At 66.3% G+C, this 13,575-nt stretch carries 11 protein-coding genes; 6 read left to right on the top strand and 5 right to left on the bottom strand.

Annotation, left to right across the window (positions count from 1 at the left end; translation table 11 throughout):
• Window positions 1–8: 8 nt before the first annotated feature.
• Complete coding sequence (locus IBJ06_RS03370) at window positions 9–1,484, bottom strand: leucyl aminopeptidase (protein WP_292157223.1); 1,476 nt, start codon at window positions 1,482–1,484, stop codon at window positions 9–11.
• 138 nt (window positions 1,485–1,622) lie between these two features.
• On the opposite strand from IBJ06_RS03370, the gene IBJ06_RS03365 reads away from it, so the two are divergent.
• The 6 genes from IBJ06_RS03365 (at window position 1,623) to rsmA (ending at window position 9,626) form a co-directional block, all read left to right on the top strand.
• Window positions 1,623–2,762: an LptF/LptG family permease gene (locus tag IBJ06_RS03365; RefSeq protein WP_292157221.1), complete on the top strand. Its 1,140-nt coding sequence runs from the start codon at window positions 1,623–1,625 to the stop codon at window positions 2,760–2,762.
• The gene (lptG, locus tag IBJ06_RS03360) at window positions 2,759–3,880 is read left to right on the top strand and encodes an LPS export ABC transporter permease LptG (protein ID WP_292157219.1); all 1,122 of its coding nucleotides are present in this window, start codon (window positions 2,759–2,761) and stop codon (window positions 3,878–3,880) included. Before IBJ06_RS03365 ends, lptG begins: the two co-directional genes overlap by 4 nt.
• A gap of 72 nt (window positions 3,881–3,952) precedes the next feature.
• The gene (gene lptD, locus IBJ06_RS03355; RefSeq protein WP_292157217.1) at window positions 3,953–6,382 is read left to right on the top strand and encodes an LPS assembly protein LptD; all 2,430 of its coding nucleotides are present in this window, start codon (window positions 3,953–3,955) and stop codon (window positions 6,380–6,382) included.
• A 120-nt stretch (window positions 6,383–6,502) separates the two neighbouring features.
• Window positions 6,503–7,825 carry a peptidylprolyl isomerase gene (locus tag IBJ06_RS03350; protein WP_292157215.1) on the top strand — a complete coding sequence of 441 codons (1,323 nt, stop codon included), beginning with the start codon at window positions 6,503–6,505 and terminating at the stop codon, window positions 7,823–7,825.
• On the top strand, window positions 7,825–8,820 hold the full coding sequence (pdxA, locus tag IBJ06_RS03345) for a 4-hydroxythreonine-4-phosphate dehydrogenase PdxA (protein ID WP_292157214.1): 996 nt from the start codon (window positions 7,825–7,827) through the stop codon (window positions 8,818–8,820). Before IBJ06_RS03350 ends, pdxA begins: the two co-directional genes overlap by 1 nt.
• On the top strand, window positions 8,817–9,626 hold the full coding sequence (rsmA, locus tag IBJ06_RS03340; RefSeq protein ID WP_292157212.1) for a 16S rRNA (adenine(1518)-N(6)/adenine(1519)-N(6))-dimethyltransferase RsmA: 810 nt from the start codon (window positions 8,817–8,819) through the stop codon (window positions 9,624–9,626). Before pdxA ends, rsmA begins: the two co-directional genes overlap by 4 nt.
• A 3-nt stretch (window positions 9,627–9,629) precedes the next feature.
• On the opposite strand, the gene IBJ06_RS03335 is transcribed toward rsmA, so the two are convergent.
• The 4 genes from IBJ06_RS03335 to lepB are packed head-to-tail and all read right to left on the bottom strand — an operon-like array spanning window position 9,630 to window position 13,402.
• Window positions 9,630–10,847: a serine hydrolase domain-containing protein gene (locus tag IBJ06_RS03335; protein ID WP_292157210.1), complete on the bottom strand. Its 1,218-nt coding sequence runs from the start codon at window positions 10,845–10,847 to the stop codon at window positions 9,630–9,632.
• A gap of 6 nt (window positions 10,848–10,853) precedes the next feature.
• Window positions 10,854–11,810, bottom strand: a complete 957-nt coding sequence (gene era / locus IBJ06_RS03330; RefSeq protein WP_292157209.1) for a GTPase Era — start codon at window positions 11,808–11,810, stop codon at window positions 10,854–10,856.
• Window positions 11,807–12,523 (bottom strand): ribonuclease III, encoded by a 717-nt coding sequence (gene rnc, locus IBJ06_RS03325; protein ID WP_292157208.1) that lies wholly within the window; start codon window positions 12,521–12,523, stop codon window positions 11,807–11,809. Before rnc ends, era begins: the two co-directional genes overlap by 4 nt.
• A gap of 3 nt (window positions 12,524–12,526) precedes the next feature.
• Window positions 12,527–13,402: a signal peptidase I gene (gene lepB, locus IBJ06_RS03320; RefSeq protein WP_292157287.1), complete on the bottom strand. Its 876-nt coding sequence runs from the start codon at window positions 13,400–13,402 to the stop codon at window positions 12,527–12,529.
• Between the last annotated feature and the right edge of the window lie 173 nt (window positions 13,403–13,575).

Genomic DNA, 13,575 nt, shown 5'->3' with positions numbered 1-13,575 from the left:
GGCCCGCCTCAACCTTCGTAGGAATCGGCGACCATGCGGTCCAGGGCGCGCACGCCAAAGCCGACGGCGCCGTCCGGCACGATCGACCGCTGGCTCTTGCTGACCCAGGCGGTGGGCGCGATGTCGATGTGCGCCCACGGGGTGTCATTGACGAAGCGCTTCAGGAACAGGGCGGCGGTGATCGACCCCCCGGCCCGGCCATTGCCCATATTCTTCACGTCAGCGGCCGGAGAATCGATGTGCCGGTCGTACTGGTCTGGGAGCGGCATGCGCCAGAAGTTCTCGTCGACCCGGGCGCCCGCGTCCAGAATGGGTTGGGCCACGGAATCATCGTTCGAGAAGACCCCGGCATAGTCGAGGCCCAGGGCGACGATCATGGCCCCGGTCAGGGTCGCCAGATCGATCATGAATTTCGGCTTGAACCGGTCCTGAGTGTACCAGAGGCAGTCGGCGAGGAGGAGGCGTCCCTCGGCGTCGGTGTTCAGGACCTCGATCGTCTGACCCGACAGGGATTTGACGATGTCGCCCGGGCGCTGGGCGTTGCCGTCCGGCATGTTCTCGACCAGGCCGATGACGCCCACGGCGTTGACCCTGGCCTTGCGGCCCGCCAGCGCATGCATGAGGCCCGACACGGCGGCGGCCCCGCCCATGTCCCACTTCATATCCTCCATGCCCTCGGGCGGCTTCAGCGAGATGCCGCCCGTGTCGAAGCAGACACCCTTGCCAACAAAGGCCAGGGGCGCGTCGCCCGCCTTCCCGCCATTCCATTTCATGATGGCGACCTGGCTTTCGCGCCGGCTGCCCATGCCCACGGCCAGCAGGGTCCGGAAGCCCAGCGCCTCAAGTTCCTTCTCGCCCAGAACCTCCACCTCAAGGCCCAGCTTTTCCAGCGCCTTGCAGCGTTTGGCGAATTCTTCCGGATAAAGAACGTTGGCCGGCTCCGACACCAGGTCGCGGGCGAAGATCACGCCGTCAGCCACCGCCGACATTGGACCGAACGCGGCTTGGGCAGCCTTGGGGTCCGTACAGACGATGGTCAGGGCGGTCACCGACGGAACCTTGTCCGGCTTCTGGCGGGTCAGGTATTTGTCGAACCGGTAGGCGGCCAGCTTCACGGCAAAGGCCAAGCGCGCAGCCTGGTCGGCGCTGAGGGAGCGGGCATCGACGGTCAGGCTTTCGGCACCGCTCATTTTCACGGCGTGATAGGCGGCACCAGCTGCCTCCTCGATCGCCAGATCGGTCAGGGTCTCGCGCTCACCCACGCCCGCCAGCACCACCACTGAGGCGTCAAGCCCGTGCGGCGCACTGACCACAAGGGTCTTGCCCTTGCCCCCCGTAAAGCGGCTTCCCTGCATGGCCCGGCTGAGGACGCCGCCCGTCTGGCCGTCCAGCGCGGTCCCGCCGTCGCACAGCTTTCGGCCTTCACCCACGATCAGGGCCAGGGCCTGCGGGCTTCCGAGATCGGCGACAAAGGCGATTTTCATAAGCACTCCCACCCGGAGCGGACACTCCGGTTTCAATCACTGATACAAATGGCGACGTTCAGTTTCGTCTGCGCGCCTCCGCGTGTATTAGATGCGCGTTATCGACACAGCCTGCAACCGGGCGAAATTTTCCCACGCATGACCCTGATTCAAGGCTACCTTTTCCGCCAATTGCTGCTGCCGGTCGCCGGGGCCTGCGGCGCGCTGGTGGGAATCGGTGTGCTGAGCCAGAGCCTGGATCAGCTGGAATTCGTAGTCGAGCGCGGTCAGAGCCTGTGGCTGATGCTGAAGCTGACCCTGCTGGCCGTCCCGCAGTTACTGGGAGTCATCCTGCCGATCGGCCTGTTCGTCGGAGCCCTGGTGGCGCTCAGTCGCCTGCAGCGAGAACAGGAACTGACCGCGATCCAGGCGGTCGGCCTGACCCGGACGGCCATGATCCGCCCGGCCGTGCGGTTGGCCCTGATCGTGGCCGTCCTCGGATTGTTGATCAATGCGGTCATACAGCCCTGGTCACAGAGCACCGCGCGCACCGAGGCCTTTGCGGTCCGTTCAGACCTGGCGGCCCTCCTGATCGAGGAAGGCCGGTTCGTTCAGGGCCCGGACGGCCTGACCGTCTACGTTCAGGAAATCGAGCAGAACGGCCTTCTGAAGAACCTCTTCATCTATATCCAGCGGGGAGAGACGACCGAGACCTGGAATGCCACGGAGGCGCGCTTTGGCCGGGTAGATGGCGAGCCGGTGCTGACCCTGGTGGGGGGCTCCAACCAGCGCTACTCGTCCGCAGGTGTTCTGAATCTGCTGTCGTTCGACACCTATGTGTTTCCGCTCGGGGCGTTCGCCGAGGTGGCGGATCAGCCGCGATTCAAGCCCGCCGACCTCGGGCTGAGTGACCTGTTCATGCCTCGTCCGGAAATGATTCCCTCGGTCGGCACCCGCAATGAGCTTTTGGCCGAGGCGCACTCCCGGCTGGCCTCACCCCTCTATGCCCTGACGGCCATGGCGCTGGCGCTGGCGGCCATCCTCGCGGGATCGTTCAGCCGCACCGGCTACGGGTTGAGAATAGCGAAGGCGGCGGCGGCGTTCCTGCTGGTGCGCATCCTCGGCTACGGCCTGGTAGCGGCCGCAGCGTGGACCCCGTGGGTGAATGTCCTGCAGTACGTCTTCCCGCTGGGGGTCGCAGCCATCGCAATGGCCCTGCTGTTCCGGCGGCCGGCCCGGCGTCGCCGCGCGCCATGGTTTGACGTCCGGACCCTGTTGCCGCGAGGCGCCGGCACATGACCTTCAGGCCCACCCGCATCCTGAGCCTCGGCCGGATCGAGCGTTATGTTCTGATCCAGCAGGCCCGTGCCCTGACCATCGCCCTGGCGGTGATCGGCAGCCTGATCATGTTGATCGACTTCGTCGAAATTTCTCGCGGAGTTGGCTCCGACGTTGACCTGTCGGCCCTGCGCATCCTCGGGCTGATGGCCATGAAGTCTCCGGCGGTCATCCTGCAGCTGCTGCCCTTCGTCTTTCTGTTCGGAACGCTGGCCGCCTACGTCGGTCTGAACCGGCGCAGCGAGCTGATCGCCATGCGCGCCGCCGGCCTTTCCGCCTGGAGATTCGTCCTGCCGGCCGCCGGCGCTGCGCTGCTCTTCGGTGTGTTGACGGTCACCCTGCTGGGGCCCGCCGCAGCGTGGGGCGACGGCCTGTTCCAGCGTGAGCGGGCCCGCCTGTCGTCTGCCCCGATCGAGGCGGATCAGCCCAGGGCGGTCTGGATTCGCGAGGGCAACAGTCAGCGGCAGATGATCATTCGCGCGGAACAACAGGACAGTGCCCGCGCGCGGCTGCAGGGCGTGACCGTCTTCATCTATACCGTCGGCGACAACGGCGCGCTGAGCTTCGTCGAGCGGATCGATGCCGCCTCGGCGGCCCTGACGGCCGGTAGCTGGCGGCTGACCGATGCCGTCGGCGCCCAGACCGGTCAGCGGGCTGTTTCCTATGCCCGGCTGGACCTGCCCTCCAGTCTGGCAAGGGACGAAGCCTTTGCTCGCTTCGCCCGGCCCCAGTCGACGTCGCTGTGGGCCCTGCCGACACAGATCCGGCGCGTTGAGCAGGCCGGCTTCTCGTCGACCGCCTATCGCCTGCGACTGCATCAACTGCTGGCGACGCCGCTGATGTTCGCCGCCATGTCGATCCTCGCCGCCGCCTTTTCCCTGCGGCTGATGCGGATGGGGGATCTGGCCCGCATGTCGATCGCCGCCGTCATCCTCGGTTTCGCCTTTTTCTTCGTAAATCAGACCTTCGCGGCCTTCGGGACGGCAGAGGTGATTCCGCCCTTCCTGGCTGCGTGGTTGCCTCCGGTGCTGACCGGGCTCGCAGCCTTCACCCTGCTGTTCTATACCGAGGACGGCTGAGCCGCCCCGTTCGAGGTTGATGTGAAGCAAGACAGGATTTCGTCCCCCCCGGAAGCCGCGCGGCACAGCCATTTGCGCGGGCGTCTGCTGGCGGGCGTCGCGACCCTGGCATGCGGGCCCCTGCTGCTGGCCGGACAGGCCTGGGCCCAGGACGCCACGCCGCCCGTTCCTGTTGCCGGATCAGCGGATGGCCTGGCCGCCGAGGCCGTGTACATGGATGCCGGCTCCGTATCCCGTGACGGAGACATATTGACCGCCGAGGGCACTCCGGACGGAGCCCGGGTCTTCGCCCGGTTCCGCGACCACACACTCCAGGCGCGTCGCATCGACTATGATCTGGCGAACCAGACCGCCAGCGCCCTGGGCGAAGTCGAGCTGGTCGCGCCGGACGGGACGGTGGTCTATGCCTCCCTGCTGGAGCTGGAAGACGATCTTCAGACCGGCGTTGCCGTCGATTTCGCCACCCGTCTCGAGAACGGGGCCAGCCTGATGGCGGCCACCGCCGTGCGGCGCTCGGACACGCTGAACGAGCTGAATTATGCGCTCTTCACCCCGTGCCCCATTTGCGACGAGGAGGGCCGGCCCAAGACGCCCAGCATCTCGATCCAGGCCGAGCGCGTGGTCCAGGACGAGGACTTGCGGGCCATCCTGTATCGCAATGCCGTCTTCAAGATCGGGGGCGTCCCGGTCCTGTACCTGCCCTTCTTCGGGCACCCGGATCCGACGGTCGAACGGGCCAGCGGCCTGCTGGTGCCGATCATCGAGTTCGACGAGGAACGGGGTCTTTCGTACGAGCAGCCCTATCTGCTTGTCGTCTCGCCATCCGAGGACTGGCTGATCAGCCCCCAGTTCAACACCCGCGTGGCTCCCCTGCTGAATGTGCAATGGCGCAGGCGGTTTGCGGACGGCACGGTCGAAGTCCGCAGCGGCTACACCTATGAGCGGACCTTTGGTGATTTTGATATCGACGGAGACGGTATCGACGACATCCCGACCCCTCTGGACCGGGAGCATCGCAGCTATCTGCTCGCCTCGGGGCGCTTCGATCCGGAGGGTCCATGGCGCTGGGGCTTCACGGTCGAACGCATCTCGGACAAGACCCTGTTCGACCGCTACGACGTGCGCAATCCCTATCCCGACAACGGCCTGTATTATGGGGACGAGCGCCGCCTGATCAGTCAGCTCTATACCGAGCACCAGACGCGGCGCAGCTATGTTTCGGTCGCGGCCTTCGACATCCAGAGCCTGAGGGTCGCCATTCCCAATGAGGCCGCGCCGGGTCTGAACGTATTCGAGGCCGACAGCAGCCTGCCGGTGGTCGCTCCGCTGATCACCGCCCGATGGGAGCCGTCAGGCCCTGTGTTCGGGGGTCGATTGCGGTTGAGCGGGTCCTCGGTCGCGCTGTTCCGGGATGATTTTGTCGGCAGCCCCGTGCTGCGTCCGGAGGTCGTTCCCGATCCGGTCCCGGCCGGGCTGTCGGGGGTCGACAGCCGCCGGATCACAGGCCGCTTCGACTGGCGTCGCGCGCTGGTCAGCCAGGCCGGCGTGATCTGGGAGCCGTTCGTGGACGGACGCGTGGATCTGTATTCCATTGACGATCTGCCGCCGCCGTTCGACGCCGGAACCGAAACCCTCAGTCGGGGTCGGCTCAGCGCGGGCCTGGATGTCCGGTACCCGCTGCTGAAGACCTTTGCCAGCGGTGGAGACCTGATCCTCGAGCCCCGGGCCCAGCTGTCGGTGTCGACCGCCAGTGACCTTGACCCCCGCATCCCCAATGAAGACAGCCAGACGCTGGAGCTGGACGAGAGTTCCCTGTTCCGCATGGACCGTTTTCCCGGACACGATCTCTATGAGGGGGGTGTTCGCCTGACGCTGGGAACACGGGCAACCTACACTTGGGGCGAGGCCCGCGAGGCCTCCCTGTTCATCGGCAAGAGCTGGCGCGATGACGAGGAACCCGGGCTGAGATCACTGATCCCGAATCCGGATCCGTTGGCACCTCCGGCCTTTTACGATCCCAGCGGCCTGGTCTCGTCTTCGTCTGACTGGGTCGTGCAGGGCAGCTTTTCCCCGTCCGATGGCCTGCGGGGCTGGGCCCATGCCACGGTGGACGACTCGGGCAACATCCGCCGCGCGGAGGCCTCTGTCGAGGCAAGCTGGAGACGACGCGATGCCGCCTCGGTCACCTATATCGTCGACCGCTCCAACCCCCTGGGGGGTCCGCTGAACCGGAACTATGAGTTCATCGAACTGCGCGGCCAGCAATTCGTCTGGGGCAATTGGGGCGTCGCCGGTCGCGGTGTCATGGATCTGGAGCGCGACCTGATCACCCGCTCCGAAATCGGCCTGCTGTTCGACGACGAGTGCTTCCGGTTCGAGCTGGGCTATCGCCGGGACAATACCCGGGTCAGACCCAGTGGCCCGTCTGACGGCATCTATATCCGCCTAAACCTCGCCACTTTTGGAGGGTCAGGCTATGATCGGAACGAAAGTCGCTGGTAGGCGGGGCACAAGACACGGGCGGCGGGTTTGACCTCGCGCCGATCTACGTCGATACGGGGCTGAGTGAACAGGGCTCCTGCGCCGAACCGGTATGAGGAATAAGAACGAACCATGCGTTTCATGCGTACAGTGATCGCGGTTGCGGCGCTCCTGGCCCTGGCCAGCCCGGCCCTTGCCCAGACCCAGTCCCCTCCCACCTCGGCGGGCACACTGAACCCGGCCTCTGACCGTCCGGCGCAGCCGCGCGTACAGCAGGCCGAATTCCAGATCCAGGATGGCATTGTCGCCACGGTCAACGACCGCGTCATTACTGGCTACGACCTGCGCCAGCGCATGCTGCTGATCATCGTCATGAGCGAGGTTCAGCCGACTGCGGAGAACATCGCCCAAATCCAGCGCGAAGCCCTGGACATGTTGATCGACGAGCATCTCCAGGCCCAGGAGATCGCCAAATTCCCGAGCCTGATCATCACCGATGAAGAAGTCGACTCCGAGATCGCGGCCATGGCCCAACAGGCCGGCATGACGCCTGGCCAGTATATGCAGGCCCTTGCCTCGGCCGGTATCCACGCCCGCACGGTTCGCGAGCAGATCCGCACCGCCATTGGCTGGCGTGAACTGGTCGGGGGCCGCTTCTCCAGCCGCGCGCGTGTCAGCCGCAGCCAGGTCGAACAGAACCTGCGCAAATATGAGGAAGCCGCCTCCAAGAAGCAGTATCTGATCGGCGAAATCTATATCGACGCCAACCGGGTCGGGGGCATGCAGGCCGCGATCTCCGGCGGTCAGCAACTGATCCAGCAGATGATCCAGGGCGCGCCCTTCCAGGCCGTGGCCCAGCAATTCTCGGCGGCACCGACAGCCGTGCGCGGCGGCGATGCCGGCTGGGTGGTCGAGGGAACTGTCGCCCCGGCCCTGCAACAGGCGTTCGACAACCTGGACATCGGACAGCTGTCCAACCCCATCGTTGTCGAGGGCGGCGTCTACATCATCTACATGCGCGACAAGCGCGAGGGGTCCGCCACCAGCCTCGTGCAGCTCAGCCAGATCATGGTCGAACTGCCCGAAACCGCGAGCGAAGCCGAGGTCGAGGCCGCAGCCCAGCGTCTGATGGCCGTTCGCCCCCAACTGACCTGCCAGACCATGGTGGCGCGCGCCACTGCGGAGCCGGGCCTGCTGGGCTCTGATCTGGGGGAAAGCGATGTGCTGAACCTTGCACCGCAGTTCCAGCCGTTTGCCCGTTCGGCCCAGGTGGGTGAGGTCAGCGAACCGATCCGGACCCCGCTGGGTCTGCACCTGGTCGGTCTGTGCGGTCGTCGCGTGGGATCGGCGGACATGCCGACCTATCGCGATGTTGAGTCGCAGCTGCTGCGTGCCAATCTGTCCATGCTGGGCCGTCGTTATATGCGCGACCTGCGCGCTGATGCCCTCATCGAGATGAAGTGATGACCCGGCCTGTGCCGCCGCTTGCCCTGACCATGGGCGAACCGGCCGGCGTGGGTCCCGAGATCATCGCCGCTGCATGGAAGGCCCGGCCTTCACCCTTTGTGGTCGTGGGCGATGCGCGGCTGATGGCCGATCATGTTCCGGTCGAGGTGGTGACGGACCCCGCGTCGACGGCGAGTGTGTTCGATCGCGCCGTTCCCGTGCTGGATCAGCCTGTCAGCACCCCGGTCACGCCCGGGCGCGCCGATCCCGCGCATGCCCCGGCCATCACCGGCTGGATCGAGACGGCTGTCCGCCTGTGCCTCGACGGTGCTGCCGCAGGCATGGTCACCGCCCCGATCGCCAAGGCCCCGCTCTACCAGGCCGGGTTTCGCTTTCCCGGACATACGGAATTCATCGCCGAACTGACGGCGGAGGCCCCCTGGAGCCAGACGCGGGGTCCGGTGATGATGCTGACCGCCAGGGACCTTCGCGCCTGTCTGATCACCATCCATTCGCCCCTGTCGCAGGTTCCCGAACTGGTCACCGCCGAACGGGTCAGCCGCGTGGCCCGGGTGACCCATGAAGCCCTGATTCGGGATTTCGGCATCCCCCGACCGCGCCTGGCGCTGGCGGGGCTGAACCCCCATGCCGGCGAAGGCGGCTCCATCGGCCTTGAGGAGCAGGAGGTGTTGATCCCCACGGCCACCGCACTAAGGGCCGAAGGTCTTAACATCAGCGACCCGCGGCCGTCCGACACTCTTTTCCACGACGAGGCCCGCCAGACCTATGATGCCGTGCTCTGCCTGTATCACGATCAGGCGCTGATCCCGGTCAAGACGCTGGACTTCTGGGGCGGCGTGAATGCCAGTCTGGGCCTGCCCATCGTGCGAACCTCACCGGACCACGGGACCGGGTTCGATATCGCCGGAAAGGGCATCGCCCGCCCCGACAGCCTGACTGCGGCGCTCCATCTGGCCCGTGCCATGGCCGACCGCCGGGTCACCGCAGCATGAGCGACCTCCCATCCCTGCGCCAATCGCTCGACGCCCACGGGCTGATGGCGAAGAAGAGCTTCGGCCAGCATTTCCTGCTGGACCTGAATGTCACGCGCAAGATCGCCCGGCTGGCCGGACCGTTCGCGGGCGATGCCGTGATCGAGGTCGGCCCCGGCCCCGGCGGTCTGACACGCGCCCTGATGGAGAGCGACGCCGGTCACGTGATCGCCATCGAAAAGGACGCCCGTTTCCTGCCCCTGCTTGGCGAGCTGGACGACGGCAGCGATCGGCTGCGTCTGGTCGAGGGTGACGCCCTCAAGGTCGATGAGCGGACCCTGGTCGACGGCCCGGCGCACCTGGTGTCAAACCTGCCCTACAATGTGGGGACGGCCCTGCTGATCAAGTGGTTGACCGGCCCGTGGACCCCGGCCTCCATGACGCTGATGTTCCAGAAGGAAGTCGCGCAGCGCGTGGTGGCCCAGCCCGGAGACGCGGCTTACGGACGTCTGGCAGTCATCAGCCAGGCCCTTTGCGAGACGCGGATGGTCATGACCCTGCCGGCCGCCGCCTTCACCCCGCCGCCCAAGGTGGCTTCGGCGGTCGTGCATCTGGTGCCCCATGCGCAACGGCTGGCCGCAGACCGAATTCGCAAGCTGGAGACAGTGACGGCCGCCGCCTTTGGCCAGCGTCGCAAGATGCTGCGCTCCAGTCTGAAGTCGCTCGGCGGAGCGGCCCTGTGCGAAGCGGCCGGTATCGAACCGGACGCCCGGGCCGAAACCGTCGACGTCGCCGGCTTCCTGCGGCTGGCCGACGCCCTGGCCTGAGGGTCAGTCGCGGGGGACGATCCGTTCGGGAAAGGGCCGTCCCAGCGCCTCGGCCACGGCCTGCTGGCTGATCAGGAAAACCTCGTCCCGCCGGTGGTAGTTGTTCGCAAGAACGATCACGACGACCTCTCCCTCGGGTTGCCAGATCACCATGTTGCGAAAGCCGGACCAGCTGCCGGTGTGATAAATCTGGACGTCGTCAAACGCCGGCTCGACCTGTAGGCCCAATGCCCGGGTGAACAGGCCATACCCCCAGTGGCGGCGCGGTCCGCCCCGGCGTTCGTCGGGTGTATCGACCGGCGCGTGATCCGCGATCAGGGCCGCATGGGCCTCGGGACTTAGTAGTCCGCCGCGATGCAGCGCCCATGTCCAGGCCAGCAGATCGTCCACCGTCGACGACAGGGCGCCCGCCCCCGGAATGATGCTGACATTTGCTCCCGGTTGGGGCGTAACCCCCGCGGGGAAATTCGCATAGCCCATGGCCAGGTCCGGCACCGCGTCATAGCCCGTGCGGGTCATGCCCAGTGGCTCAAAAAAGGTGCGCTCCAGATAGGTCGGGAAAGGCATGCCCGTCGCAGCCTCGACCACGGCGGCAGCCAGATTGAAGCCCGCGTTGTTGTAGCGGACCCGACTCCCCGGCTCGAACTGCAGATTATACAGCGCGCTGTCGCGGGTCAGCTCATCCAGCGTGGCCGGGGTGACGCGCCGGGTCCCCCAACCGGGCCGCGCCATCAGGTCAGGAATACCCGACTGGTGAGAGATCAGATGCCCGACGCGGATGTCCGACCACGCCTGCGGACAGTCGGCGATCCAGTCACAGACCGGATCCTCGACGCTCAGCACGCCCTCGTCCTGCAGCCGCAGGATGGCGGCAGCCGTGAACATCTTGCTGACCGACGCCAGCCGCAGGGGGGTGTCGAGTTCGAAGGGGCGGCCGGCCTCGCGATCCGCCATGCCATAGACCTGCCGGAACAGCACCTGGTCTCCACGCGCCACCAGAACCGCGCCGGTAAACCGGCCGCTGTCGGCCATGGCATCCAGGGATGCCTTGAGCCGGGGCATGTCCTCGACCACCATGACTGGCGGGCGGGCCCGGACAGCAGGGCCGGACGCAGCCTCGGCCGTGCCATGGGCGGCGTCGGTCCGCACCGCCACCGTCCATGCCATTGCGATCAGAACAGCCAGCGCCGCAAGGCCGGCAAGAATCGGTAAGGGTCTCATCTGACCCTAGATATCGAATGTCAGCCCAAACTGCGCGTAAAGAGCCCGTGAGTCCTGCCATTTCGGATCGACCTTGACGGTCAGGAACAGGTGAACGGGCCGATCCAACAGCAGGGTCAGCTCCTCACGCGACTTCTGGCCGATCCATTTCAGGGTCTGGCCGGAACGGCCCAGCACAATCGGGCGCTGGCTGTCGCGCTCGACATAGATGGTCTGCTCGATCCGCACCGACCCGTCGTCGCGTTCCTCAAAGGCCGTGGTTTCGACCGCCGCCGAATAGGGCAGTTCCTCATGCACCCGCAGGAACACCTTCTCGCGCGTGATCTCGGCCGCCAGGACGCGCAGCGGCAGGTCGGCGCTCTGGTCCTCGGGATACAGCCATGGCCCCTCCGGCATCAGGCCGGCCAGATGAGCCTTCAGGTCCAGCACGCCGTCACCGGTCGCCGCTGAAATCAGGAAGACATCGCTGTAGACCCCGGTGTTGAACAACTCGGTCATGACCTTCAGCATCGACTCGCGCTTCAGCCCGTCGATCTTGTTGAGGGCCAGGATGGCCTTGCTGTCCCGCCCCTTCAGCGACTCGATGATGGTTTCGACATCCTCGACCGCGCGGCGGTCGGCGGGCGACCCCTTGCCTTCACCAATGGCCATCTGGGCGGACGTATCGACCAGATGCACGACGGCGTCCGCCTCCTCCGCCCCTTCCCAGGCCGAGGCGACCATGGCGCGGTCCAGTCGGCGTCGAGGATTGAAGATGCCGGGCGTATCGACCAGCACCATCTGGGTCTGGCCATCCATGACGATGCCACGCACCGGAAACCGGGTGGTCTGCACCTTCTGGGTGACGATCGAGACCTTGGAGCCCGTCAGCCGATTGACCAGGGTGGACTTGCCGGCGTTGGGCGCGCCGATCACAGCCACGAATCCGGCCCGGGTTCCGGTCTGGGAGGTATCTGGGGTCAAATCACGCCTTCACGCTTCAGCAGGGCCAGGGCGGCCGCCTTCTCCGCCTCCTGACGCGAACGACCGGTCGCGGTCAAGGCATCCGTGCCGCTGATCGTCACTTCGACGCGAAAGGTCGGGGCGTGATCACTGCCCGTTCGTTCGACGACGCGATAGGCCGGCAGCCCCCGCCCGACCTTCAGCGACCACTCCTGCAGGACGGATTTCGGATTGCTGAGGCTTCGTGAGGATGGATTGGCCAGTTCGTCCTTCCACAGGCGCTCAAACACCTGGCGCGCGACGTCCAGCCCTCCGTCAAAGTAAACGGCCGCCAGGATGGCTTCCATGGCGTCGGCCAGGATGCCGTCGCGGCGCCGCCCCCCCTGTTTGCTCTCGCCGGGGGACATCCGCAGGGCCGGCCCCACGCCAGCCGTCTCGGCCACCCGGGCACAGGCGGCCTTGTCGACCAGACCATGCAGGCGCGAGGACATCTCGCCCTCGTCCGCATGGGGGAAGTCGCGCATCAACCGTTCAGAGACCAGCAGGCCCAGCACCCGGTCGCCAAAGAACTCAAGCCTCTGGTTGTCCAGAATGGGCCGGCCGACGGCATCCCGGGACGCGCCCTCGCCCACGCTGGGATGGGTCAGGGCACGCTCCAGCAGGGAAGGATCGCGGAAATCGTATCCCAGTGTCCGGACCAGCGCCCCGACAGCCTCGCTCCGCCGATCCGCCATCCGCTACTTCAGGACGGTGAAGAAGCGGTCGAAACGAACCTTGGTGAACCAGCTGACCGGGTTCTGAAGCCGCGCGCCCTGGTGCCACGAGAACAGGATCATTTCGGCCTTGCCGATCAGGTTTTCTTCCGGGACCAGGCCGACCCCCATGGCGCCCTGTTCGCGGCTGTCGATCGAATTGTCGCGGTTGTCGCCCATCATGAAGTAGTAGCCCTGCGGCACTTCGAACACCGGCGTGTTGTCCAGGCTGTAGTTCGGTCCGAAGTCCTGGATCTGATAGCTGCGGCCGTTCGGCAGGGTCTCACGCAGGGTGGTGACCGTCTGGCCGTTGAACATGTCGGCCACCTGTTCGCCGGTGACGACGACGTTCTCGACCGGCTCGCCGTTGAGGTGCAGCACATTGTTGATCATCTGCACCCGGTCGCCGGGCACGCCGATCACACGCTTGATGTAGTCGGTCTTGTTGTCGCTGGGCAGCTTGAAGACGGCGATGTCACCGCGTTCGGGCGCACGGTTCAGGATGCGTCCCTCGAACAGCGGCGGGCTGTAGGGGATGGCGTGCCTGGAATAGCCATAGCTCCACTTGGACACGACGATGTAGTCGCCCTCGTACAGGTTCGGCTCCATCGAGGCCGACGGAATGGTGAAGGGCTGGAACAGGAAGATCCGCAGCAGAATGGCGATGAACAGGGCGATGGCGACGGTCTTGATGATCTCGACCCACTCATTCTTGCCGCTCTTGCCGCCGTCGGAGCCGTCACCGCCATCGTCCCCATCGTCGCCGTCGCGGGCATCCCCGTCGTCGCTCCACACCGGGCGTCGCGAGGGATCCGAACCGGCGCCGGACGATGCCGCCGCGAGGGCAGCGGCGGCGGCGATCGGCTCGGGCGGCGGTGTCATGGCCTCGGCCGGGACCGGCTCGGGCTCGGGAGCGGCCACCGGCTCGGCGGCTTCTTCGGGGACCACGACCGGTTCGACGTCCGGGGTCACCTCGACGGCGGGTTCGGGCTCAATGTGCGCCACGGGCTCCTCCACGTCCCCAGCGACAGGCT

This window comes from Brevundimonas sp., assembly GCF_016742135.1.
Taxonomy (GTDB): domain Bacteria; phylum Pseudomonadota; class Alphaproteobacteria; order Caulobacterales; family Caulobacteraceae; genus Brevundimonas.
This window is presented reverse-complemented; position numbering and strand designations above follow the sequence as displayed.